The 23,887-nt window shown below is 60.5% G+C and carries 18 protein-coding genes and 1 pseudogene; 12 read left to right on the forward strand and 7 right to left on the reverse strand.

What is annotated here, in order from left to right:
- Window positions 1-217 precede the first annotated feature (217 nt).
- Window positions 218-1,075, reverse strand: coding sequence for a glycine betaine ABC transporter substrate-binding protein (locus QRN36_RS26030; protein WP_285426656.1), 858 nt, complete (start codon window positions 1,073-1,075; stop codon window positions 218-220).
- Between the two features lie 501 nt (window positions 1,076-1,576).
- Between QRN36_RS26030 and QRN36_RS26035 the strand changes: the two genes are divergently transcribed.
- A complete protein-coding gene (locus tag QRN36_RS26035) occupies window positions 1,577-3,178 on the forward strand; it encodes a glycosyl hydrolase family 17 protein (protein ID WP_285426657.1) in 1,602 nt (533 codons plus the stop codon).
- A gap of 643 nt (window positions 3,179-3,821) precedes the next feature.
- On the opposite strand, the gene QRN36_RS26040 is transcribed toward QRN36_RS26035, so the two are convergent.
- Entirely contained in the window at window positions 3,822-4,181 is a 360-nt protein-coding gene (locus QRN36_RS26040; RefSeq protein ID WP_285426658.1) for a hypothetical protein, read from the reverse strand.
- A 239-nt stretch (window positions 4,182-4,420) separates the two neighbouring features.
- Here QRN36_RS26040 and QRN36_RS26045 point away from each other — a divergent pair, with 239 nt between their 5' ends.
- The 3 genes from QRN36_RS26045 to QRN36_RS26055 all read left to right on the forward strand — a co-directional run bounded on the left by QRN36_RS26045 (window position 4,421) and on the right by QRN36_RS26055 (window position 7,585).
- Window positions 4,421-5,719, forward strand: coding sequence for a serine/threonine protein kinase (locus tag QRN36_RS26045; protein WP_285426659.1), 1,299 nt, complete (start codon window positions 4,421-4,423; stop codon window positions 5,717-5,719).
- On the forward strand, window positions 5,712-6,515 hold the full coding sequence (locus tag QRN36_RS26050) for a VacJ family lipoprotein (protein ID WP_093463801.1): 804 nt from the start codon (window positions 5,712-5,714) through the stop codon (window positions 6,513-6,515). Before QRN36_RS26045 ends, QRN36_RS26050 begins: the two co-directional genes overlap by 8 nt.
- A 215-nt stretch (window positions 6,516-6,730) precedes the next feature.
- Window positions 6,731-7,585 (forward strand): pirin family protein, encoded by an 855-nt coding sequence (locus QRN36_RS26055; RefSeq protein ID WP_285426660.1) that lies wholly within the window; start codon window positions 6,731-6,733, stop codon window positions 7,583-7,585.
- 256 nt (window positions 7,586-7,841) lie between these two features.
- Here the strand turns inward: QRN36_RS26055 and QRN36_RS26060 are convergent, their stop codons facing one another.
- Both QRN36_RS26060 and QRN36_RS26065 read right to left on the reverse strand, forming a co-directional pair.
- Window positions 7,842-9,089, reverse strand: a complete 1,248-nt coding sequence (locus tag QRN36_RS26060; protein ID WP_285426661.1) for a patatin-like phospholipase family protein — start codon at window positions 9,087-9,089, stop codon at window positions 7,842-7,844.
- Between the two features lie 13 nt (window positions 9,090-9,102).
- Window positions 9,103-10,035: a lipid A biosynthesis lauroyl acyltransferase gene (locus QRN36_RS26065; protein WP_285426662.1), complete on the reverse strand. Its 933-nt coding sequence runs from the start codon at window positions 10,033-10,035 to the stop codon at window positions 9,103-9,105.
- A 145-nt stretch (window positions 10,036-10,180) separates the two neighbouring features.
- Here QRN36_RS26065 and minC point away from each other — a divergent pair, with 145 nt between their 5' ends.
- The 6 genes from minC to QRN36_RS26095 all read left to right on the forward strand — a co-directional run bounded on the left by minC (window position 10,181) and on the right by QRN36_RS26095 (window position 17,393).
- Window positions 10,181-10,927 (forward strand): septum site-determining protein MinC, encoded by a 747-nt coding sequence (gene minC / locus QRN36_RS26070; protein WP_093464182.1) that lies wholly within the window; start codon window positions 10,181-10,183, stop codon window positions 10,925-10,927.
- Window positions 10,928-11,264: 337 nt separating this feature from the next.
- Window positions 11,265-12,077, forward strand: coding sequence for a septum site-determining protein MinD (gene minD / locus QRN36_RS26075; RefSeq protein ID WP_093463790.1), 813 nt, complete (start codon window positions 11,265-11,267; stop codon window positions 12,075-12,077).
- Entirely contained in the window at window positions 12,077-12,331 is a 255-nt protein-coding gene (minE, locus tag QRN36_RS26080) for a cell division topological specificity factor MinE (protein ID WP_037013831.1), read from the forward strand. Before minD ends, minE begins: the two co-directional genes overlap by 1 nt.
- A 129-nt stretch (window positions 12,332-12,460) precedes the next feature.
- Window positions 12,461-13,096, forward strand: coding sequence for an RluA family pseudouridine synthase (locus tag QRN36_RS26085; protein WP_285426663.1), 636 nt, complete (start codon window positions 12,461-12,463; stop codon window positions 13,094-13,096).
- A gap of 627 nt (window positions 13,097-13,723) precedes the next feature.
- Window positions 13,724-15,013 (forward strand): M18 family aminopeptidase, encoded by a 1,290-nt coding sequence (locus QRN36_RS26090; RefSeq protein WP_285426664.1) that lies wholly within the window; start codon window positions 13,724-13,726, stop codon window positions 15,011-15,013.
- A gap of 190 nt (window positions 15,014-15,203) precedes the next feature.
- Complete coding sequence (locus tag QRN36_RS26095; protein ID WP_285426665.1) at window positions 15,204-17,393, forward strand: mechanosensitive ion channel family protein; 2,190 nt, start codon at window positions 15,204-15,206, stop codon at window positions 17,391-17,393.
- A gap of 93 nt (window positions 17,394-17,486) precedes the next feature.
- Here the strand turns inward: QRN36_RS26095 and QRN36_RS26100 are convergent, their stop codons facing one another.
- Window positions 17,487-18,395, reverse strand: a complete 909-nt coding sequence (locus QRN36_RS26100) for a glycine betaine ABC transporter substrate-binding protein (protein WP_285426666.1) — start codon at window positions 18,393-18,395, stop codon at window positions 17,487-17,489.
- A 216-nt stretch (window positions 18,396-18,611) separates the two neighbouring features.
- On the opposite strand from QRN36_RS26100, the gene QRN36_RS26105 reads away from it, so the two are divergent.
- Window positions 18,612-20,648 carry an NADH:flavin oxidoreductase gene (locus QRN36_RS26105; protein WP_285426667.1) on the forward strand — a complete coding sequence of 679 codons (2,037 nt, stop codon included), beginning with the start codon at window positions 18,612-18,614 and terminating at the stop codon, window positions 20,646-20,648.
- A gap of 22 nt (window positions 20,649-20,670) precedes the next feature.
- On the opposite strand, the gene QRN36_RS26110 is transcribed toward QRN36_RS26105, so the two are convergent.
- Together QRN36_RS26110 and QRN36_RS26115 are read right to left on the reverse strand one after the other, a co-directional pair.
- A complete protein-coding gene (locus QRN36_RS26110) occupies window positions 20,671-21,450 on the reverse strand; it encodes a pyrroline-5-carboxylate reductase dimerization domain-containing protein (RefSeq protein WP_285426668.1) in 780 nt (259 codons plus the stop codon).
- Window positions 21,440-22,144 (reverse strand): TetR/AcrR family transcriptional regulator, encoded by a 705-nt coding sequence (locus QRN36_RS26115; protein ID WP_285426669.1) that lies wholly within the window; start codon window positions 22,142-22,144, stop codon window positions 21,440-21,442. The genes QRN36_RS26110 and QRN36_RS26115 overlap by 11 nt, the downstream gene beginning before the upstream one ends.
- Before the next feature lie 280 nt (window positions 22,145-22,424).
- Between QRN36_RS26115 and QRN36_RS26120 the strand changes: the two are divergent.
- Window positions 22,425-23,887: pseudogene (locus tag QRN36_RS26120) on the forward strand (hypothetical protein); the annotation flags it as partial.

Below are 23,887 nucleotides of genomic sequence, written 5' to 3' on the forward strand. Positions count from 1 at the left end.
GATCCTTCAACTCTTCACGGACCAGCTAACCAATCTGCCCATTAAGCAATGCAACTTAATAATCAATGAATTAGCGATAACGATGCGAATTGGCGATAATATCTATAGCTAATCGGTCTACAGGTACAGCCTCACAATCGCGGTCGCTGGACAATAAAAAACCGCTTGGCGATCACTCACCAGGCGGTTCGGGTACAGATTAAGTCTTTGTGGCGATTTACTTACCGGTCCACTCTTTCACGCGATCAGGGTGCTTGGCGACCCAGTCCTTGGCGGCAGCTTCAGGCTTGGCGCCGTCCTGAATGGCGAGCATGACTTCGCCGATCTCGTCTTTGCTGGTCCACTGGAATTTCTTCAGGAAGTCAGCCACGTCCGGCGCTTTCTTGGCCAGGTCCAGGCTGCCAATGTTGTCGACGGTTTCTGCTGCACCGTAAACGCCTTTTGGATCTTCCAGGAATTTCAGCTTCCATTTGGCGAACATCCAGTGAGGCACCCAGCCGGTCACGGCAATGGATTCCTTCTTGTTCTCGGCGCGGGTCAGCTCGGCGATCATGCCGGCGCCCGAACTTGCCTGCAGTTTGTAACCGTCCAGGCCGTAGTCTTTGATGGCCTGATCGGTCTTGATCATGACGCCCGAGCCTGCGTCGATACCGACGATTTTTTTCTTGAAAGACTCATCGGTCTTCAAGTCAGCCACCGAGTTGGCTTTCACGTACTCCGGCACGATCAGGCCGATTTTCGCGTCCTTGAAGTTAGGGCCGTAGTCGGTGACCTTGTCCTTGTTCTTGGCCCAGTATTCGCCGTGGGTCACAGGCAGCCAGGCGGACAGCATCATGTCTAGTTTGCCGGTTGCCACGCCCTGCCACATGATCCCGGCAGCGACCGCCTGCAGTTTCACGGGGTAGCCCAGTTTTTCCTTGATCACTTCGGCGGCCACGTTTGTGGTCGCAACGCTGTCGGACCAGCCGTCCACATAGCCGATGCTCAGCTCCGGTTTAGTGTCGGCAAGGGCCAGCGTGGAACTGATGGCAAGCGCCAGAGCGGCACCCGCACCCAGGATTTTTCGCATCTTCATCTTTACTTCCCCGGTAGTCCTGAACCCGACGGTCGTCGGGAATCGTTAACGTTTTTTTTGTCCGCGGCCCGCGCCCGCATTTGGCGCATCGCAGGACATTCACGCTTCAACCACTTGCCTGCGCAGCTGCACACGCTGCGTTGACCAGCCGATCATCTGCCCCCACCGACCTTGTGCCTTTCCTGTCAGCGACACTCAAACAGGTGGAAACGACATCACCAGGCCATCAACGACAGACAGGTCGTAAAACGAGGAGCAGTCAGTCCGGAAATTGCATGGTTAATCGAATATCCCGCGTGACGCACTTTGGCAGGAGCGTGGTCATCCCCGTGATGGGCTGCGAGGCAGTCGTCAAGACAGACGTTTGGCGTGCGTCAGCAATGACCGCAGTCCGAGGTTTCACGGCCGGTTCACGGCGGATCGTGCGACAAGCCAAGCACCTACAGATGTAACGGCGCCGTCTTGCTAGACTGCGGCCCTCTGCCCCCTCTCGGCTCCATCATGTCCGCCACTTCCCGCTCGCCTGTTGTGATCTACCTGTTCTCCTGTCTGATTGCGCTGATCGCGATGTGCGGCTACTGGTATGGCCTGGGCCGGCCGGTGGTTCTGCCGGATGCCGCGACGCCAACCCATAAACTGCAATGCGCCTCTTACACGCCGTTCGATAAGGATCAGTCGCCTTTCGATCAGCCGTTCACCCTGCGTCCGGCACGCATGGACGCCGACCTCGCCTTGTTGGCGACGCGTTTCGAGTGCATTCGCACCTACTCGATGACAGGCCTGGAAGCGATTCCGGAGATCGCCCGCAGACACGGTCTGAAAGTCATGCTGGGGGCGTGGGTGAATGCCAATCCGGTGGACACGGCGAAAGAAATTGCGGCTCTGATCAAGGCAGCCAATGAGGCACCGGACGTTGTCACCTCAGTCATCGTCGGTAACGAAACCCTGTTACGCAAGGAAGTGACTGGCGCTCAACTCGCCCGGCTGATCGGCCAGGTCAAAGCCCAGGTGAAGCAGCCGGTCACCTATGCCGATGTCTGGGAATACTGGCTGCAGTACCCCGAAGTCGCGCCGGCCGTGGACTTCCTGACGATCCATTTGCTGCCGTACTGGGAAGATGACCCCACCGGTATCGATGACGCGCTGGCCCATGTCGCGCAGATCCGTCAGGTGTTCGGTCACACATTTGCGCCCAAGGACATCGTCATAGGCGAGACCGGATGGCCGAGCGAGGGGCGTCAGCGAGAAACGGCACTGCCGAGCCGGGTCAATGAGGCGAAGTTCATTCGCAGTTTCGTGGCGATGGCGGAACAGAACGGCTGGCATTACAACCTGATCGAAGCGTTCGACCAGCCGTGGAAACGTGAGGCCGAGGGCGCGGTGGGCGGTTACTGGGGGCTGTTCGATGCCGACCGCCAGGAAAAGGGCGTGCTGGCGGGACCGGTTTCGAACTTGCCGTACTGGCCGCACTGGTTGGCAATCAGCGGCGCGATCGGCCTGCTTGCGCTGGCCATCGCAGGCCGGACCGCCCAGGCCCGCCAGGCGCTGGTGCTGCCGTTGATGGCCGCGTTCGGCGCTTGCTGCATCGCCACGTGGGGCGAACTGGCGCGGGTGAACAGCCGCTTCGTGGGCGAGTACATCTGGGCGGCGGCGCTGGTGGCACTGAATCTGGTGGTGCTAGCGCATGCCGCGCTGTCCCTGTCGGAAAGAACCGGCTGGCGCGGTCGCGCCTTCAACTCCCTTGAACGCCGCGCGGGCTGGTGGCTGAGCGCGGCAGGTTTCGCGGCGGCAGTGATGATGCTGGCGATGGTATTCGACCCGCGCTATCGCAGCTTTGCCACGCCAACGCTGTGGTTGCCCGCCCTCTTTTATCTGTTACGGCCAGTGAGCGCGCCACGCCGGGAGATCGCCCTGCTGGCGTCCATCGTCGGCGTCGGCATCGTTCCACAGTTGTTTCGTGAAGGGCTGAGCAATCCACAGGCCTGGGCGTGGGCGGCGGCCAGTGCCGTCATGACTCTGGCGCTGTGGCGCAGTCTGCGGCTCACACGCACGGTCGCGGCTACCGAAACGCCGCCGTTACCCAATCCAGAGCGTTCGGCGTGATGATGGGGCAAGGAACACATTGTGTTACCGATGGACCGATTCCAAATCAGAATGCGGGTAACACGGAAACAGAATAGCGGCGTCAAACGTGGGCTCCCAAAGCTGATCTTGTCCAAACCGTTGATTTCAAAGACTTTGCAAAAGTTGGCACGGCACCTGCTATATCTCCTGCATAACAAGAACAAAATGTGAAAACCCAATAAAAATAAGATGAATCGGCTCTGACATAACAAGAACAACGGTACAGAGACGCAGCCAACAGATTTTTTTGGAGTAGATGTGCTTTACAGAGGCCTCAAGCCTCACAGCCCGACCGAGAACAATAAAACTACCCTCAGGTAGCGTCCAGAACGGGTTGGATCCTTCGCCAAACGAAGGCATCGAAGCAGATCAGCGCTCAAAAAAATACGTTTGCTCTTGTGTCCCGGATGGGGACCACTGAAGACGCTGTAGAGGGACCGGTTGCCAAAAACAACAACAGACCGCCCTACAACAATAAAAAAGAGCACGTGCAACGATTTAAAGGGGAGCCTCGGCTCCCCTTTATGCTGTCTGGAGTATGGATTGCTGCGGTCGGACGCGACTCCGGGCAGATCGCCTGCAAGCAAGGCGCCTGCGCCCTCCCGGCAGAATCAAAAGCGGATCACCGCGCCCGCACCAACCGCAACCCCGCAATCACCACCGCGAACACCGCCAGACTGGCCGTGTACAGCACCAGTGCCAACACGCCCAGCAGCAATCCCACGATGGCCAGCCCGCGGCCGAGGCGTCTCGGAACGAACAACGCGACCAGCGACACGACCAGCGCGCCCCAGCCGAACACGCCGAAATGGATCAACAACCCCAGTTTCGCCCGCACAACACATTGCCATTGCGAAGCACCGTCGGCACACAAACCGACCCATCGCACCTCCTCCATCAACCCGTAACGCAAGCCGTAACTGGCGGCCAGCCAGAGAGCCAGTGCAATGAACGCTAAAACCAGCGGCAAACGACGCGACACGGAACGCTCCTGAGGGGAAAAACGACGCCCAGCATAGCCGCTGGCAGCACGGGATACGCACCTGTATGCATTAAAAGCACATACGCACACGCCATCCGAGCCAGAACGTGTATTGTCGCCTAGGATTTGTACGGGGCAGCGCGGTAAATAATGCAAAATGCCACTACGGCACTTTTCGCCCTCCCCCTGTGTCATAGCCTGCGTATCTCAACAGCACTTCTTTCCCAAGGGATTCAGTCATGCTTCGTTTTCTACGCCTCGCCGCCCTCTCCGGCGGCCTGTTTTTGAGTGCGTCCGTGATGGCGGTCGACATCGACCCGTCCAGCTATGGCTTCCCCTTGACCAATCCGTTCGAAGCGACGATCGCCACGACCCCACCGGATTTGCGTGCCAAGGTGCCTGAAGACGCCGACATCGATCAGGACGATTACAGCCTGACGCTGCGCCCCGAGCGCGAGTTCACGCTGCCGGACAACTTCTGGGCCGTTAAAAAACTGCGTTATCGCCTCGCCAAACAGGACCACCCTGCCCCGCTGATCTTCCTCATCGCGGGCACAGGTGCTCCTTACAACAGCACGCTCAACGAATACCTGAAGCGGCTTTATTACGGAGCTGGGTACAACGTCGTACAGCTCTCGTCGCCAACCAGCTACGACTTCATGAGCGCTGCCTCACGCTTTGCCACGCCAGGCGTGACCAAGGAAGACGCTGAGGACTTGTATCGGGTGATGCAGGCGGTGCGTGCCCAGCAGAACAAACTTCAGGTTACCGAGTATTACCTCACCGGTTACAGCCTCGGGGCGCTGGACGCAGCGTTCGTCAGTAAGCTGGACGAGACCCGTCGCAGCTTCAACTTCAAGAAAGTGCTGCTGATCAACCCGCCAGTGAACCTCTACACCTCGATCACCAACCTGGACAAAATGGTTCAGACCGAGGTTAAAGGCATCACCAACAGCACCACATTCTATGAACTGGTGCTACAGAAACTGACGCGCTACTTCCGCGAGAAAGGCTACATCGACCTCAACGACGCGCTGCTGTATGACTTCCAACAGTCCAAGCAGCACTTGTCCAACGAACAGATGGCGATGCTGATCGGCACCTCCTTCCGCTTCTCTGCCGCCGACATCGCGTTCACCTCGGACCTGATCAATCGACGCGGCCTGATCACGCCGCCGAAAACCCCGATCAGCGAAGGCACCAGCCTCACGCCGTTCCTCAAGCGTGCGCTGCAATGCGACTTCGACTGCTACGTCACCGAGCAAGTCATCCCGATGTGGCGTGCGCGCACTGACGGCGGCAGCCTGTTGCAACTGGTCGATCAGGTCAGTTTGTACGCGCTGAAGGATTACCTGAGCACCAGCAAGAAAATCGCCGTGATGCACAACGCCGATGACGTGATCCTCGGCCCAGGCGACCTCGGATTCCTGCGCAAGACCTTTGGCGATCGCTTGACCGTTTATCCCTACGGCGGTCATTGCGGCAACATGAACTATCGCGTCAACAGCGACGCCATGCTGGAGTTTTTCCGTGGCTAAACGTCTATTGCTTATCGCTGCCCTGCTGTGTGCAGGCGTGGCTCATGCCGACGACGCTCCCATCGTCTCCAAAGCCGCGCCGGTGCAACGCGTGGACAATCCGGACGGTTTCACCGAGCCGTTGAAGTCGCTGAAATTCAATCCGGGCCTCGACGCCCAGGAGTTCGAGCGCTCATCGCTCAACGCGTTGAATGTGTACGACCCGCTGGAGTCCTGGAACCGCCGGGTCTACCACTTCAACTACCGCTTCGACGAGTGGGTGTTCCTGCCTGTGGTCAACGGCTACAAGTACATCACCCCAAGCTTCGTTCGCACCGGCGTGAGTAACTTCTTCAGCAACCTGGGCGACATCCCCAATCTGGTGAACAGCCTGCTGCAGTTCAAAGGCAAGCGCTCGATGGAAACCACCGGACGCCTGATCATCAACACCACGCTGGGCATCGCCGGGCTGTGGGACCCGGCCACGAAAATGGGCCTGCCCAAGCAGAGTGAAGACTTCGGCCAGACGCTGGGCTTCTACGGCGTGCCTGCCGGCCCGTACTTCGTGTTGCCGATCCTGGGGCCGTCCAACTTCCGCGACACCGGTGGCCTGGCGTTCGACTTCACCGCGGAATCGCAGATCAACTTCCTCAACGTAGCGCAGGTCAGTCAGGACCATCCTGAGCTGTACCTGCTGCGCGCGATCGACCGCCGCTACTCCACCAGCTTCCGATACGGCCAGATGGATTCGCCGTTCGAGTACGAGAAGGTGCGGTACGTGTACACCGAAGCGAGGAAGTTGCAGATCTCGGAATAACCCCAGCCCTCTCGTAGGAGCGCGCTTACCCGCGATTGCAGTTTTCCGGCACACCGATGCCGACTGACTGAACGCCGTCGCGGGCAAGCGCGCTCCTGCAATGCTCCCTCAAAACAATCTATAAAATCGATCGATCCCTCGCAAAAACGTCACCCATCCATCGCCTCAACAGGCATACCATAGGCGCCATTCCCACCTGTTCTGGAGTGAGCCTCATGACTCAATTTCGTAAAGTGCTGTCGATCCAGGCCGGCCAGCCGACTTCGGACGGCGCTGGCGTCAAACTGACACGGGTCTTTGGCGGCCCGGGCGTCGAACTCTTCGACCCGTTCCTGATGCTCGACGAATTCGGTTCGGATAAAGCCGACGACTACATCGCAGGCTTTCCTCCCCACCCGCATCGTGGCTTCGAAACCGTGACGTACATGCTCGAAGGCCGCATGCGCCATGAGGACCACATGGGCAACGTCGGCCTGCTGCAAGGCGGTGGCGTGCAATGGATGACCGCCGCACGCGGCGTGATCCACAGCGAAATGCCCGAGCAGGAAGAAGGCCTGATGCGCGGTTTCCAGCTATGGCTGAATTTGCCGGGCAAGTCGAAGATGGGCGACGCCGGTTACGACGACATCCAGCCCGAACGCATTCCTCGTGTCACCACGCAGAACGGTGTCGAGGTGATCGTGATTGCCGGTCAGTTCGACGACGGTCAGACCCGTCAGGCAGGCGCAGTGCAGCGGCCTGATACCGAACCGCATTACTTCGACTTCCATATGCCGGCAGGCTCGACCGTCAGCCCGCGTGTACCGGAAGGTCATCGAGTGCTGCTTTATGTGTACGAAGGCGAGGTGGAGATCGCCGGACAGCCTCAGAAACTGGGCAAGAGTCGTCTGGCAAGGCTGTCGGAAAACGGCGAGCTGCAGCTGACGGCAGCAGTGGACACCAAGGTGTTGCTGATTGCCGGCAAACCGCTGCGCGAACCGATCGTGCAATACGGCCCGTTCGTCATGAACAGCCGCGAAGAGATCGAGCAAGCGTTGCGCGATTTCCGGGATGACAAACTCACGGCGTAGCCGATTGCGAGACGCCGCTGATGCTGCCGGGAACGCCTGACCTGAGGGAGTAAGGCAACTGTGTTTAACGCCTTCGATCAACGGCGTAACACCCGACGCCTTCCCGGCTAAAGCCGGTCCTACGGAAAGCTTGCAGCGTCTGTAGGACCGGCTTCAGCCGGGAAGAGGCCAGGGCTTATTTCGGCAGTGGACGGAAATCAGTCTTCGTCCGATGGCAGCCCCGAGCAAGCTCACACTCACAGAGTCCGCAGACACTTCAATCCAGACGCAAAAACTTCATCAGCTGTTCCTTCTGGGCCATCGCATCGCGTCGGCCCAGTTCGATCAGTTCGCTGCAATACCCTGACTCGAACAACAGATAACTCAGCACCCCTGCCCCGCTGGTCTTGGTCGCGCCCGGACCTCGCAGAAAAGTGCGCAAGGCCGCTGGCAGTTCCCGGCGATGCCGGGCAGCAATTTCATCGAGCGGCTGACTGGGCGAGATCACCAACACCTCCACCGGCGCCAGCGACTGAACCGGCGTGGGCTGCTCGGAAATCTGCGGGGATGGCTGATGAGGCATGCTCGGGGGCAGCATGCGGCTCAACAGATTCAAGCGCTCGAGCAATTCGATATCGCTTTCGAGGCTGTCGATGAACGTGCTGTTGAGCATGTGCCCGCTGATCTGCGCAAGGCTCGGCTGTGCGCCGCTCACGACCCGGTGAACGGGCTTGTTCGCGCCCGGTCCGCGCGGATTGCCGCTGACGCCCACGACCAGCACCCGATTGGCGCCCAGGTGCAAGGCCGGGCTGATGGGCGCCGACTGCCGCACAGCGCCATCGCCGAAATACTCGTGCTCAAGCTTGACCGGGGCGAACAGCAACGGGATCGCGGAACTGGCCAGCAGATGATCCACCGTCAGTTGCGTCGGCTGACCGATACGCCGATGGCGCAGCCAGGCGTCGATGGTGCCCTTGCCCTGATAAAAGGTGACGGCTTGCCCTGATTCGTAGCCAAACGCGGTCACTGCCACGGCGCGAAGATGCCGGTCGTTGATCGCCGCTTCGATGCCAGCCAGATTCAGCCGTTCGGTGAGCAGTTCCTTCAGCGGCGAGCTGTCGAGCAGCGCCACTGGCACCTGTTTGCGGCCGATCCCCAAGAGGCTGCGAACAAAAAACCGCGATGCCTGGCGCATGACCCCGGCCCAGTCGCTGCGCAACACCTGATGACTGCGAAAGCTCTGCCAGAACAGGGTCAGCTCGTGAATCGCGGTCCGAAAATGCGCCGCGCCGCTGGCCAGCTTGACTGCGTTGATGGCGCCAGCCGACGTGCCGACGATGACCGGGAAAGGGTTTTGCGCACCCGCGGGCAGCAGATCGGCGATGCCCGCCAGTACGCCGACCTGATAGGCCGCGCGCGCGCCGCCGCCGGAGAGAATCAGGCCGGTGACCGACTCCGCGACGGCAGGGGCATCGCAAGCGCTGCGCACGGTTTGTTGTTCGATGGCGCTCGTTGTCATGGGCATTCAGCTCTGGGTATCAACCACGCTTTTTATACAGTTTCGGCTCGCCGGGCGGTCGGCTCTTGAAGCGCCGATGCGCCCACAGATACTGTTCCGGGCATTCGGTGACGGCCCGCTCGACCCATTGGTTGATGCGCAGGCAGTCGGCCTCGTCGCTTTCGCCGGGGAAGTCTTCAAGGGGCGGATGGATGACCAGCTTGTAGCCGCTGCCATCGTCCAGACGCTTCTGGGTGAACGGCACGACCCGCGCGCGTCCCAGGGTGGCGAACTTGCTGGTCGCCGGCACCGTGGCTGCCGGAATGCCGAACAGCGGGACGAAGATGCTCTGCTTGGCGCCGTAGTCCTGATCCGGCGCATACCAGATCGCGCGGCCTTTGCGCAGCTGCTTGATCATGCCGCGCACGTCCTCGCGCTCCACCGCGATCGCGTCCAGATTGTGACGCTCGCGTCCGCGGCGCTGAATGTAGTCGAACAGCGCATTCTTGTGCTCGCGGTACATGCCGTCGATGGTGTGTTGCTGCCCCAGCAGCGCGGCGCCGATTTCCAGCGTGGTGAAATGCAGCGCCATGAGAATCACGCCTTGCCCGTCCTGGTGCGGCTGCTGGAGGTGCTCCAGCCCTTCGACATGGGCAAGCCTGGCGAGGCGTTGCCTGCTCCACCACCAACTCATGGCCATTTCAAAAAACGCGATGCCGGTGGACGCGAAATTCTCCTTGAGCAGGCGTTTGCGTTCCGCTTTCGAGTACTGCGGGAAGCACAGCTCCAGATTACGCGCGGCAATGATCCGGCGATCCGTCGCAAAGTAGTACATGACCGACCCCAGCATCCGGCCGATGGCCACCAGCATGCGAAACGGCAGCTGCACGACCAGCCAGAGCAGGCCCAGCCCCAGCCAGAGCGGCCAGTAGCGCGGATGAAGAAATTCGGCACGAAAACGCGGGCGTTCCATTACAGCTTCCGTCAGGGCAAAGGCGGGCATTCTACATGGGTTCGAGTGGATCGGTGACGCTTCGTCGGATGCGGCTCCCTTGCGGCTGGCGGGCGATCTCGTTATAAGTCTCGGCACTTTTAGCGACAAGCCGCTGTATGCCGACATGAGCCAAATCGAATTGCAAGATCAGGATCCCGTGTTTCAGTTGAAGGGCAGCATGCTGGCCATAACCGTGCTGGAGCTGGCCCGCAACAACCTCGAAGCGCTGGATCGTCAACTGGCGGCCAAAGTCGCCCAGGCACCCAATTTCTTCAGCAATACTCCGCTGGTCCTGGCGCTGGACAAGCTGCCGCCCAATGAAGGCGCGATCGACCTGCCGGCGATGATGCGGGTCTGCCGCCAGCATGGCCTGCGCACCTTGGCCATCCGCGCCAACCGCATCGAAGACATCGCCGCGGCCATCGCCATCGACCTGCCGGTTCTGCCACCCTCCGGCGCCCGTGAAAGACCGCTCGATCCGACGGAAGGCGAAGTCCGGAAAAAGCCTGAAGTCATCGAGAAACCGCCTGAGCCTCTGATCAAGCCGACCAAGATAATCACGGCTCCCGTGCGTGGCGGTCAGCAGATTTACGCCCAGGGCTCCGATCTGGTGGTGATTTCCTCGGTCAGTCCCGGCGCGGAACTTCTCGCCGATGGCAACATCCATGTGTATGGTCCGATGCGGGGCCGGGCGCTGGCAGGCATCAAGGGCGACACCAAAGCCCGTATTTTTTGCCAGCAGATGGTCGCCGAACTGGTCTCCATCGCGGGCCAGTACAAGGTTTCCGAAGACCTGCGCAGAGATCCTCTGTGGGGCGCCGGGGTACAGGTCAGTCTGTCCGGCGACGTGTTGAACATCACCCGTCTTTAACGGATACTGCGCCATTTTCAAAGCCACTCTGATTCGTCGCGAAAACGATGCAAAGGGAAAGGAAAACCGGGAAATTCGTTTGTTTTCTCGAAACATGAGCCCCAGCCGGGCTCTGGCTTCCACCGTTGCTCGCGTACCGTTGCGTCACGAGGGGCTATTCAGGGACTAGATTCGTTCGAAAAGTCGGCGAGCGAAGGTCAGGCAAGGCAAAAGCAGGCGAGCAAGCGGAGTTTAGGCCCCTAAATGAGCATTGCGAGCCTGCTTTTAACGCAGCATGACCGGCGCAGCCACTTTAAGGGCGAAGCTGGCCTTCCTTTTCCTCTAGGGGTGATTCACCTTGGCCAAGATTCTCGTGGTTACATCCGGCAAGGGTGGTGTGGGCAAGACCACCACCAGCGCCGCTATCGGTACAGGCCTCGCACTGCGCGGCCACAAAACAGTGATCGTCGACTTCGACGTCGGCCTGCGTAACCTGGACCTGATCATGGGTTGCGAGCGTCGCGTGGTGTATGACTTCGTCAACGTGGTCAACGGCGAAGCCAACCTGCAGCAGGCACTGATCAAAGACAAGCGCCTGGAAAACCTGTACGTGCTGGCTGCCAGCCAGACCCGCGACAAGGATGCCCTCACCCAGGAAGGCGTCGAAAAGGTCCTGATGCAGCTCAAGGAAGACTTCGAGTTCGTGGTATGCGACTCGCCGGCCGGTATCGAGAAAGGCGCTCATCTGGCGATGTACTTCGCCGACGAAGCCATCGTCGTGACCAACCCGGAAGTCTCCTCGGTACGTGACTCGGACCGCATGCTGGGCCTGCTGGCCAGCAAATCCCGCCGCGCCGAAAACAACGAAGACCCGATCAAGGAACACCTGCTCCTGACCCGCTACAACCCGCAGCGCGTCAGCGATGGCGAGATGCTGGGTGTCGAAGACGTCAAGGAAATCCTCTCGGTGACCTTGCTGGGCGTGATCCCGGAATCCCAGGCAGTGCTCAAGGCGTCCAACTCCGGCGTACCTGTGATCCTCGATGACCAGAGCGATGCTGGCCAGGCCTACAGCGACGCAGTTGATCGCCTGCTGGGCAAAGCCGTTGAGCACCGCTTCCTGGACGTAAAGAAGAAAGGATTTCTGGAACGTCTGTTCGGGGGTAACTAATGAGTATTTTTGACTTCTTTCGTGCCAACAAAAAGCCCAGCACCGCGTCGGTAGCGAAAGAGCGTCTACAGATCATCGTGGCGCACGAACGCGGCCAACGCAGCACCCCGGACTACCTGCCAGCCTTGCAGAAGGAACTGGTCGAGGTGATTCGCAAATACGTCAATATCGGCAACGATGACGTGCATGTCGCGTTGGAAAACGACGGCAGCTGCTCGATTCTGGAACTCAATATCACCCTGCCTGATCGTTGATCGAAAAGGCAGCCGCCACGGCGGCTCGGTTGCTCGCATCCTTGCACGGGATGCGGGTGAGCGAGCCGCCGTTGGCGTTTGCTACGGGACCGATTTTGTCCTGAGACTGTTTAGCTGCGAGGCTGTCTGATGCCGCTGTCCAACGTTCACATTCTCCATCAGGACACCGCCGTTCTGGTGGTGAACAAGCCTACCCTTCTGCTCTCTGTGCCCGGCCGGGCGGACGATAACAAGGACTGTCTGATCACCCGCTTGCAGGAAAACGGCTATCCCGAGGCGCGAATCGTCCATCGCCTGGATTGGGAAACCTCCGGGATCATCCTCCTGGCACGCGATGCCGATACCCATCGGGAACTGTCCCGGCAGTTTCACGACCGGGAAACCGAAAAAGCCTACACCGCGCTGGCCTGGGGACAACCTGAACTGGACAGCGGCAGTATCGACCTGCCCTTGCGTTATGACCCGCCGACCAAGCCTCGGCATGTGGTCGACCACGAATCCGGCAAACATGCGCTGACGTTCTGGCGGGTGCTGGAGCGTTACGACACCCATTGTCGGGTCGAGCTGACGCCGATTACCGGCCGTTCGCACCAGTTGCGGGTGCATATGCTGTCGATCGGGCACCCGTTGCTGGGCGATGGTCTGTATGCACCTCCCGAGGCACTGGCGGCGTATCCAAGGTTGTGCCTGCATGCGAGCATGCTGGCGTTCACGCATCCTGTGACGGGTGAGCGGGTGCGGTTTGAGTGCCCGGCGCCGTTTTGATGTTGTCAGTCAGTACAGACTTTGCATGATCGTTCCCGCGCTCCGCGTGGGAATGCGTGGCAAAACGCTCTGCGTCCAACTCGACGCGGAGCGTCAATCGATGCGTTACCACGCAGAGCGTGGGAACGATCAGCAAAGTCGCGTTTTGTGGTGTCTGGACGGTTGCGTCAAGAGCGATTCAGGCTGGAGCTAACGCTCCTCGCATTCTTCATTCGGTCATCGATCATCCGCACGCCCCGAAATGTAGGAGCGCGCTTGCTCTGGGCCGCACTCGGACGATCTGCCGGGAACCGGCAGCAAGACCGGTACATGCTGTATCTCAGGCATAACCGAGTCGTCTGGTTTTGCTACCGCTGCGCGGTAGATCGCGGGCAAGCGCGCTCCTACAGAATTCGCATCATCCGATGTTTTTGCTTTTGATCTTCATACCGAGAACGTTTGGACGACACAAAACGCGACTTGGGTGCCAGCTGAACGCAGGCGTCGCGGAGTGGCCCTGGCGTCATAAACTCAAGGTGCGTCGATACCGACGTCAGATATGCCCCCGCCATAAAATCCTGCAACCACCAAGCTCGCTACCTCACTCAGAGGCCTGTAAACTCCCGCCATTGCTGTCTGGAGTAACTTATGCGCGAAGAGCTGAACCAAGGCCTGATCGACTTTCTCAAGGCCTCTCCCACCCCGTTTCACGCCACCGCAAGCCTGGTGCAACGTCTGGAAGGCGCAGGCTATCAGCGACTGGACGAACGTGAGCCATGGCACACCGAAACCGGCGGTCGCTACTACGTCACCCGCAACGATTCCTCCATTGTCGCCTTCAAACTCGGTCGCCTGTCCCCCCTGATCGGCGGCATCCGCCTGGTCGGTGCACACACTGACAGCCCGTGCCTGCGCGTCAAACCGCAGCCTGAGCTGCAGCGCCAGGGTTTCTGGCAACTGGGCGTCGAGGTTTACGGCGGCGCCCTGCTCGCCCCGTGGTTCGATCGCGACCTGTCCCTGGCCGGGCGCGTGACCTTCCGCCGCGACGGCAAGGTCGAAAGCCAGCTGATCGATTTCAAACTGCCCATCGCGACCATCCCCAATCTGGCGATCCACCTCAACCGCACAGCCAACGAAGGCTGGCCGATCAACGCACAGAACGAACTTCCGCCGATCCTGGCGCAGTTCGCGGGCGATGAACGCGCCGATTTCCGTGCCCTGCTGACCGACCAGCTGGCCCGTGAGCACGGCCTGAACGCCGACGTTGTCCTCGATTACGAGCTGAGTTTCTACGACACGCAAAGCGCAGCAGTGATCGGCCTCAACGGCGACTTCATCGCCGGGGCGCGTCTGGACAACCTGCTGTCGTGCTTCGCGGGTCTGCAAGCGCTGTTGAACGCCGATGGCGACGAAACCTGCCTGCTCATCTGCACCGATCACGAAGAAGTGGGGTCGACGTCGGCCTGCGGCGCCGATGGTCCGATGCTCGAACAAGTGCTGCAACGCCTGTTGCCCGAAGGCGACGACTACGTGCGCACGATTCAGAAATCGCTGCTGATCTCCGCCGACAACGCCCACGGCGTGCACCCTAACTACGCCGAAAAGCACGACGGCAATCACGGCCCGAAACTCAACGCCGGGCCCGTCATCAAGGTCAACAGCAACCAGCGCTACGCCACCAACAGCGAAACCGCCGGTTTCTTCCGTCACCTGTGCATGGCTGAAGAAGTGCCGGTGCAGAGCTTCGTGGTGCGTTCCGACATGGCCTGCGGTTCGACCATCGGACCGATCACCGCCGGCCACCTGGGCGTGCGCACGGTCGACATCGGCCTGCCGACGTTCGCCATGCACTCGATCCGCGAACTGGCAGGCAGCCAGGATCTGGCGCATCTGGTCAAAGTCCTCTCGGCGTTCTACGCCAGTGCCGAGCTGCCTTGACTCGCAGTCGCGCAGGGGCCTGGCATGGCCGCCTGCGCGCACCGCATTATCCAGATCGGCATCCGGTCCAGCCTGACGGCCGGGTGCTGCGGTGCACGACTTTCGCAGCGCTGCTCACGGGCAAGCCCCGCGCCTGCACCTCAAGCGCACTACAATCTTATCGCCCGCCCGACTCGAGGTTGATGACCCGGTGACTGCTCCTCCCCGCTTTTGCACCCTGCCACGCCTGTTGCTGATCTTTCTGCTGGCACTGTTCCCCGTCGCCCTCACGCAGGCGGCTGGACTGCCGAGTCTGCTCAGTGGCCAGAAAGCTCAGCCGCAGGCGCAAGAGCCGTTGGGGCAGTCGCTGGATGAAGTGATCACGTCGCTGGAGAACGATCAACAGCGCAGCAAGTTGTTGGAGGACCTGAAGAAGCTTCGCGATGCCACGCAAAAAGCCCAACCCAACGCCGAGCAAGGCGTGCTGGGGCTGATCGGCAGTTCATTCGCGGAGCTGGAGAAACAGTTTACCGGGGACGACAGCCCGCTCAGCCGCTGGGCCGATGAGGTGTCGCAGGCGCAGGACGAACTCGTCGCATTGATGTTGCCGGCCAATCAATGGTGGCCGATCATCTTCGGTTTCGCCGTGGTTCTTGCGCTCTGGAGCCTGTTGGCGGCGGCGCTGATCTGGCTCGGGCACAAGGTGCGGCTGCGCTTTGGCCTGTCCGAAGAACTGCCGCAACACCCACGCCCGTGGGACATGCTGCGCTTTGCGCTGCGCAAGCTCGGACCCTGGCTGGTGGCGCTGGTGATCACGGTGTACCTGAGTTATTCGCTGCCGCCGTCGCTGGGTCGTGATCTGGCGATGGTGCTCGCTTACGCGCTGGTGGTCGGCACGCTGTTTTCGGCCATCTGCGTGATTGCGTTCTCGCTGCTGGATGGTCCTCATCGGCATCAGGCGCTGTACATCCTGCGCCACCAGGCCTTCCGCCCGCTGTGGTGGATCGGCAGTTTCGCAGCGTTCGGCGAAGCGTTGAGCGATCCGCGTCTGGTGGCAAGCCTGGGCGTGCACCTGGCGCACACCGCCGCGACACTGGCGAACGTCATGGCCGCGCTGTCGACCGGGCTGTTCATCATCCGTTTCCGTCGGCCCATCGCTCACCTCATTCGCAACCAGCCCCTGGCTCGCCGTCTGAAACGACGCGCGTTGAGCGACAGCATCGAAGTGCTCGGCAGCTTCTGGTACCTGCCCGCGCTTGTGCTGGTGGGCGTGTCGCTGTTTGCGACGTTTTTCTCTGCCGGCGATACCAGCACCGCGTTGCGTCAGGCGCTGATCTGCACGGTGCTGCTGGTGCTGTGCATGGTGATCAACGGGCTGGTGCGGCGTTACGCGCAAAAACCGTCCCATGGCCACAAGCGTCATGCGCTGTATTCGGATCGCCTCAAGAACTTTTTCTACACCGTCGTGCACCTGCTCATCTGGCTGGTGTTCATCGAACTGGGGATGCGCGTGTGGGGCCTGTCGCTGATTCGGTTTGCCGACGGCGACGGGCATGACATCAGCCTGCGAATCATTGGCCTAGCCACCACGCTGATGTTTGCCTGGCTGGTGTGGATTCTTGCCGATACCGCGATTCATCATGCCCTCACCCGCTCGCGCAAGGGCCTGGCCAACGCCCGCGCGCAGACGATGATGCCGCTGATTCGTAATGTGCTGTTCGTGACGATTTTCATCATTGCGGTGATTGTCGCGCTGGCGAACATGGGCATGAACGTCACGCCGCTGCTGGCGGGTGCCGGTGTCATCGGCCTGGCGATCGGTTTCGGCGCGCAGTCGCTGGTTGCGGACCTGATCACCGGCCTGTTCATCATCATCGAGGACTCGCTGGCGATCGACGATTACGTCGACGTCGGCGGTCACCTGGGCACCGTCGAAGGGCTGACCATCCGGACCGTGCGGCTGCGGGACATCGACGGCATCGTTCACACCATCCCTTTCAGCGAGATCAAGAGCATCCAGAACTACTCGCGGGAGTTCGGCTACGCGATCTTCCGCATCGCGATCCCGTCGAACATGAACATCGACGACGCCTTGAAAATGATCCGCGACGTCGGCCAGAAGATGCGCACCGATCCGCTGCAGCGCCGCAATATCTGGTCACCGCTGGAGATTCAGGGCGTCGAAAGCTTCGAGTCGGGCAACGCCATTCTGCGTGCACGCTTCAAGACCGCGCCGATCAAGCAGTGGGAAGTTTCGCGAGCGTTCAATCTGTCGCTCAAACGCTACCTGGATGAAGCCGGGATGGACCTGGCGACGCCGCGCCTGAATGTGCAGGTCAGCACCAGCGGCGGCAGCGTGAGTGAATTGCGCGGGAAGAAAGACGGCGCGTCCGCTGACTGATGCACCGCACGACCTGCGGGAGCGAGTCTGCTCCCACAGGTCCAAGCCTTGCCCGTGAATCAGCAGCAGGCCGCCCGCCCCTTTCTTACAGCTTCAAGGGCTGGTTGCGGCCGTCTTGTTGCCTTCTGCCATCGCCACGAACCGCGCCTTGTTCTGCGCGTAATAAGCTGCGACGACTTTTTCCGGCGAGTTGCCTGGCTCCCGCGCCGCCGACATCATTGTCTGCAAGTCAGCCTGTGGGATGGAGTAATGGGAGAAGAACCGGGCCACTTTCGGGTATTGCTCGCTGAATCCCTTACGGGCGACGACGTGAATCTGCTCGGTGCCGCCGAACAAATGCTCCGGGTCATCCAGATAGCGCAGCGGGTATTTGGCGAACATCCAGTGCGGACTCCAGGCGTTGACCAGTGACCATTTCCCGCGTTTGAGGTTGCGGTCCAGCTCGCTGAGCATGCCGCTTTCCGAAGACGCGACCATTTTGTAGCCGACGATCTTCTTGTCGTTGAGGACTTTCTCGGTCAGCTTGTACTGCCCGTTGCCCACCTCCGACGTCAGGATCTTGCCGTCGAATTGCTGCGCGATACCCGGCTTGTTCAGGTCGGCAAGGCTCGACACCTCGCTGGCCGGCACGATGTCCGGCACCGCCATGCCGATGCGGCCTTCATATAGCACGCCCAGATCTTCGAGCTTGTCCTTGTACTTGTCGTAGAAAGCCTTGTGCGTACCCGGCAGCCAGACCATGGGAATCAGGTCGATGTTGCCGTTGGCCATCGCTTGAAACTGGATGCCAATGTCGGCCATCACCAGCTTGACCGGCTGTTTCAGCTGATCTTCCAGAACGATGTTGGCCAGCTTGACGGCGATCTCCGTGTCCGACCAGTTCACCCAACCGATGCGAACCGGCGGCTGATCCGCGGCGTGGCTGAGCACGCTCACTGTCGTCAAAGCGATCCCTGCTAACCAACCAATACGTTTTTTCTTATACGGCGAATAAGCATCCATCGTGCATGTCCCCTGTCGTGTATGGGTGTTACTGGGTGCGGCAGTGAAAGTGTCGAATCGCCAGTCTTGGCCAGCTGTTCGGCCGATAGTAGCCACACGGTGCGTGTGGACGCAAGCAAAATGTACACAGCCGTCAGCCGTGCTTGACACCTATGTACATTCCACCTAATTTTGCGTCAAACCAAGCCTGATGTTCCCTCCCAGGAGCGCACCACGATGTCCAGCGATCCGCTGTTGCAGCCCTACACGATCAAGCACCTGACGCTCAGAAACCGCATCATCACCACCTCCCACGAACCCGCATATCCCGTGGACGGCATGCCCAAGGATCTTTACCGCGCCTATCACGTGGAGCGGGCGAAGGCCGGCGTGGCGCTGACCATGACAGCCGGTTCGGCCGCGGTGTCGCGAGACAGTCCGCCAGTGTTCAACAACGTGCTGGCGTACAAGGATGAAGTGGTGGGCTGGCTGAAGGACCTGACCGACGAGTGCCACGAACACGGCGCGGCAGTGATGATTCAGTTGACCCACCTGGGCCGCCGCACCCGTTGGGACAAAGCCGACTGGCTGCCGGTGGTTTCGCCCTCGCATCGGCGGGAGGCTGCACACCGCGCGTTCCCCAAGAAGCTCGAAGAATGGGACATCGGGCGCATCATCAAGGATTACGTCGATGCCGCCGAACGCATGAAAGCCGCCGGCATGGACGGGCTCGAGCTTCAAGCCTACGGCCATTTGATGGATCAGTTCTGGTCGCCACTGACCAACGAGCTCGAAGGGGAATACGGTGGCCCGCTGGAGAATCGACTGCGCTTCACCTTCGACGTCCTGCGCGGGATCCGCCAGCGCTGTGGCGAGGACTTCCTGCTGGGCGTGCGTTACACCGGCGACGAAGACCTGCCGGGCGGCTTCGGCGCCCAGGAAGGCATCGCGATCTCGCACCTGCTCAAGGACAGCGGGCTGGTGGATTTTCTCAACGTCGTCAAAGGCCACATCGACACCGATGCCGGCCTGACCGACGTGATTCCGATTCAGGGCATGCGCAACTCGCCGCACTTGGATTTTGCCGGCGAGATCCGTGCAGCGACCGGTTTTCCGACCTTCCATGCCGCGAAGATCCCCGACGTGGCGACCGCGCGTCATGCCATCGCCTCGGGCAAGGTCGACATGGTCGGCATGACCCGCGCGCACATGACCGACCCGCACATCGTGCGCAAGATCATCGAGAAGCGCGAAGAGGAGATTCGGCCCTGCGTCGGCGCCAACTATTGCCTGGATCGCATCTATCAGGGTGGCGCGGCCTACTGCATCCACAACCCGGCGACCGGTCGCGAGACCACCATGCCCCACGACATTCCCAAAGCCGCGACCCGGCGCAAGGTGGTGGTGATCGGCGCAGGCCCTGGCGGGCTGGAAGCTGCACGGGTCGCGGCCGAGCGCGGGCACGACGTGACCGTCCTGGAAGCGGCGGATCGGCCTGGCGGTCAGGTTCGGCTGACTTCATTGAGCGAGCGACGCCGCGAGATGATCAGCATCATCGACTGGCGCATGGCGCAGTGCGAACGCATGGGTGTGAAGTTTCACTTCAACACCTGGGCCGAAGCGCAGACAGTGCTGGATCAGGAGCCGGACGTGGTGATCGTCGCCACCGGCGGCCTGCCGGATACCGAGGTGCTCAAGCAGGGCAACGACCTGGTGGTGTCGGCCTGGGACATCATTTCCGGAGACGTGAAGCCAGGCAGGAACGTGCTGATCTTCGACGACGCCGGGGATCATGCCGCGCTGCAGGCAGCCGAAGTGATCGCACAAAGCGGCGCTCATCTGGAAATCGTCACGCCCGACCGGGCCTTCGCGCCGGAAGTGATGGCCATGAATCTGGTGCCCTACATGCGCAGCCTGCAGGACCTGGACGTGGTGTTCACCGTGACGTACCGCGTGGAGTCAGTGCTCAGGCGCGATGGCAAACTGGTGGCGGTGTTCGGCAGCGATTACGGCAGGGTCAACAAGGAGCGCGTCGTCGATCAAGTGGTCATCAACCACGGCACGTTACCGATGGACGAGTTGTATTTCGAACTACGTCCGCTCTCCAGCAACGGCGGCGCGGTCGAGCAGCATGACCTGATCGCGGGCAACGCGCAGCATCTGGTGACCAACCCCGAGGGGCGCTTCCAGTTGTTTCGCATTGGCGACGCAGTGGCTGCGCGCAACACCCATGCGGCGATTTACGATGCATTGCGTTTGGTGAAGGATCTTTAGAGCTTTGCAGGCGGCAAAGAGGTCACATCCCTCTGCGAGCGACCTCTGCGCCGGCCTGCACCGCCTCACCGATCTGCCGCTCGAAACCCGCATCCAGCAGGCTCTGCAACGCCGCCGCCGTCACACCTTTATAAGCGACCAGCGAATCAATCATCGCCTGCGGGTCATGTTTGGCGAGCAACTGACCGGCCGCCACCACCACACCGCGCGCCGCCTGATGCGCGACATCTTGAGGAATGCCCGCCGCCATCGCCTGGTGTGTCAGTGCGGTCATCAACAACGCCGGAAACGCCGGTCCTGTCCCAGACAAGGCACTGAGATAATCGATGCAATCCTCTGTCGGCACTCTGCTCGTCGTGCCGACGCACGCCAGCACATGCTCAATGAAATCGACCTCTGACGCCGGCAACTCCAGCGCGCAATGCCAGGGCGTGAAGGACTGCCTGATTTCAACTGCGGCATTGGCCATGGCTCGAACAACCGCCCTCGCCCCCGTCGCCTCGCTGATGGTCTGCGCCGTCACGCCGGCCATCAAGGAGATCACCAGCTTGCCCGACGCATCGATTTTCAGCGCGTTGAATTGCTCAGGGCGCACCGAAACAATCACGACATCGCTGGCGTCCACTAGCGCCTGATTGTCGCCGACAAGATGCGCGCCGGTGGCACTAAGCGGATGGCTGCCGGAGCGGTTCGACAGAAAGAGCTGCGCGGCGCTGACGAAGCCCGTGTCCAGCAGCGCCTGCGCCAGCGCGCCACCGAGCCAGCCGGTCCCGCCGATGATGCCCAGGGTTTCAGCTCGCACCGGCGCTCTCCTCGAAGGTTTCAGCCAGCGGCACGAATGCGCCCGGCTCTTTTTCGGCGTAACCGAAAGCGCCGTAGAAGCGGTCGAGCTCGCGCTTCTTCGGCGCCTTGCCGGTAAAGATCGCAACGTAGTGAGGGATGCGTCGGAAACGCTCGGTGATGTCTTCGGTGGTCTTCATCGAGATGTAACCGATCTGCGTCAGATAAATCGTTCGGGCACGCGTGTCAGCGGCATCGGCGTCGTAGCCGAAGCGTCGGAACATCGCCGACAAGCCGTTGATCCGTGCGTCATCCGCCGCGGCGATCTCCGTGGCCACTTCCTCGGACTGCAAGGCCCAACTGCGGACCGCGAACTCGAACTGCGAATCGAACAGTTCAGGGTTCAGCCAGCATTCGAAAACGTTAAGGATCGCTTCGGTGATGTTCTCTGCATAGCGTTCGGACTGCTTGAGCATGCCGCCGGTATTTTTGTCTTTCCAGCGCGCCAGCAAGGCGGCAAGCAGTTGTTCGCGATCCTGAAAAAACCAGTAAAAACTGGTGCGTGAAAGGTTCAGGCGCTTGGCCAGTGGCATCACGCGAACCGCATCGACTCCGGATTCCTTCAAGGCTTCATAGGCGGCTTCCAGCCACCCATCGGCGGAGCCTCTCCAACCGGAGTCATGAGGCTTGCCTCGCTCCTTGCCTGATACCGACATTGCGTATCGCCCTTACGTTGAGAATGAGTTAAGCGACTGTACGCGCATGATCTTTTCATGTACACCCCTGTACATTTGGGCGACATCCGCTTATGTCCGCATGGGATCACTCGCCGTGATAGCACAGGCCGAAGAACGCCATAAGGAGATCAAATGCTAGGCCTGCTCATCCAAGTCAATACCGACCAACGGTAGCAAAACCTGTCATTTCTGACAGTAGTCAATTCCTTCAATCCGGCGCTCAATGACTCCTGGAATTTCCCGACAGGAGTCAACCGCCATGCGCTCATTTCCCTGGAATCCGTTCGTTACCCCCGGTAGGCCCAACTCGCTGATCAACCTGGAAATCCCCGGCAGGGTGGGCCCTCTTCCCGAGCCACCGGCCGATCCTGGACAGGACTTGTGGGGAATCAATCGCGGCGCTGCCCTGGATAACTTTCCGAACAATGGCTTGCAGCTGTACATCCCGGCATGGTCGGACATGAAAGCAGCCGACAGCGTGTCCGTGTTACTTGATGGCACGGTCGTCTCGACAGAGATCATTGACCCGACAGACGTCGGCCAGCGGGTGACGACCTTCATCGATTCGAGGCGCCTTACCTCGGACAGACACACCCTTCAGTATTCCGTGAAGCGACAAAGCCAGGCCCCCGAAACCTCCGCTGCAATCGACATACTGGTCAAGCTCAATCGTCCCGGCGGAAAGGATCAGAACGGCGATACCCCTGGGCACTCGGCACTTGTGCTGACCCTGCCTGAGGAGATCATCAACGATGGCGTGGACGCCGATGACGCCGAGAACGGTGTGCCGGTCAAGATTACGCCCTACCCCGACATGACCGAAGGGGACCGTATCAAGCTCTCCTGGGGCGGAGAATTTGTGTACCACACGTTCACGGCTGAGGACGTAGAGGCTGGAAAAAATGACCAACCGATCGAGATCATGGTCGAGAAAGAGACCATTTGTGCGGGGGGAGACTCAGACGCAATCGGCCTGGCCGTGACGTTCGAACTCTACGACGTGGTGCAGAACCGTTCGGAAGACTGGGCTGCCGAGAGCCGTGTTGTCGTTGACACCGACAACTCGCGGCTGGACGCACCGATCATCTTGGAAGCATTCGACAACGTACTGAAGCTGGACGACCTGCAAGGCGGCCCGGTGACGGTGGAGGTCTGGGCGGTCACGGATCGCGAGCTGGAGCAACTCAGTCAGTCGTTGACGCCAGAACAGGCTTCACGATTGCAAGCGTCGAGGGGCAGAAAGACGCTCTCGCGCCTTCAGGCGCGCAAGGCCGACTTCGTCAAGGGCGACAGGATTGCGGTGACGTTGACGGGCACTACAGCCGAAGGCGCCCCGGTCAGCTATGACGCGCCGGTGATTACGATCGACCGCGTGCCGTATTCCTATGATGTGGAAATCCCTAATATTGTCATCCGAACGCTGGGTCAAACCCAGGCGGTGTTCTCCTATCGGCTGATTCATGAGGACAATACCGAGTCGAAGTCCAGAGGGGCGTTCATCAGTGTGATCGGTGAAGCTGAGCGCATGCCCGCGCCAGTAGCCGATAATGCCGTTGGCGGCGCACTCAATCCGGACCTTCCCACTACGACCGTGACGGTCCCGTGGGATGACCGCATGAAGGGAGACGATCGAATCACTCTGAAGTGGATCGGCACCCGGCCCGACCTCACCATTTACGACCCGCAGTTAGAGCCGCATGACATCAGCGACGGGGAAGCGTC

It is taken from the genome of Pseudomonas sp. efr-133-TYG-103a (assembly GCF_030209235.1).
Classification (GTDB): domain Bacteria; phylum Pseudomonadota; class Gammaproteobacteria; order Pseudomonadales; family Pseudomonadaceae; genus Aquipseudomonas.

Excerpts from the sequence above, each read along its gene's own strand:
- QRN36_RS26030 (WP_285426656.1), bottom strand. The coding sequence starts at position 1,075 with ATGAAGATGCGAAAAATCCTGGGTGCGGGTGCCGCTCTGGCGCTTGCC.
- QRN36_RS26035 (WP_285426657.1), top strand. The coding sequence starts at position 1,577 with ATGTCCGCCACTTCCCGCTCGCCTGTTGTGATCTACCTGTTCTCCTGT.
- QRN36_RS26045 (WP_285426659.1), top strand. The coding sequence starts at position 4,421 with ATGCTTCGTTTTCTACGCCTCGCCGCCCTCTCCGGCGGCCTGTTTTTG.
- QRN36_RS26055 (WP_285426660.1), top strand. The coding sequence starts at position 6,731 with ATGACTCAATTTCGTAAAGTGCTGTCGATCCAGGCCGGCCAGCCGACT.
- QRN36_RS26060 (WP_285426661.1), bottom strand. The coding sequence starts at position 9,089 with ATGCCCATGACAACGAGCGCCATCGAACAACAAACCGTGCGCAGCGCT.
- QRN36_RS26065 (WP_285426662.1), bottom strand. The coding sequence starts at position 10,035 with ATGGAACGCCCGCGTTTTCGTGCCGAATTTCTTCATCCGCGCTACTGG.
- minC (WP_093464182.1), top strand. The coding sequence starts at position 10,181 with ATGAGCCAAATCGAATTGCAAGATCAGGATCCCGTGTTTCAGTTGAAG.
- minE (WP_037013831.1), top strand. The coding sequence starts at position 12,077 with ATGAGTATTTTTGACTTCTTTCGTGCCAACAAAAAGCCCAGCACCGCG.
- QRN36_RS26085 (WP_285426663.1), top strand. The coding sequence starts at position 12,461 with ATGCCGCTGTCCAACGTTCACATTCTCCATCAGGACACCGCCGTTCTG.
- QRN36_RS26090 (WP_285426664.1), top strand. The coding sequence starts at position 13,724 with ATGCGCGAAGAGCTGAACCAAGGCCTGATCGACTTTCTCAAGGCCTCT.
- QRN36_RS26100 (WP_285426666.1), bottom strand. The coding sequence starts at position 18,395 with ATGGATGCTTATTCGCCGTATAAGAAAAAACGTATTGGTTGGTTAGCA.
- QRN36_RS26105 (WP_285426667.1), top strand. The coding sequence starts at position 18,612 with ATGTCCAGCGATCCGCTGTTGCAGCCCTACACGATCAAGCACCTGACG.
- QRN36_RS26115 (WP_285426669.1), bottom strand. The coding sequence starts at position 22,144 with ATGTCGGTATCAGGCAAGGAGCGAGGCAAGCCTCATGACTCCGGTTGG.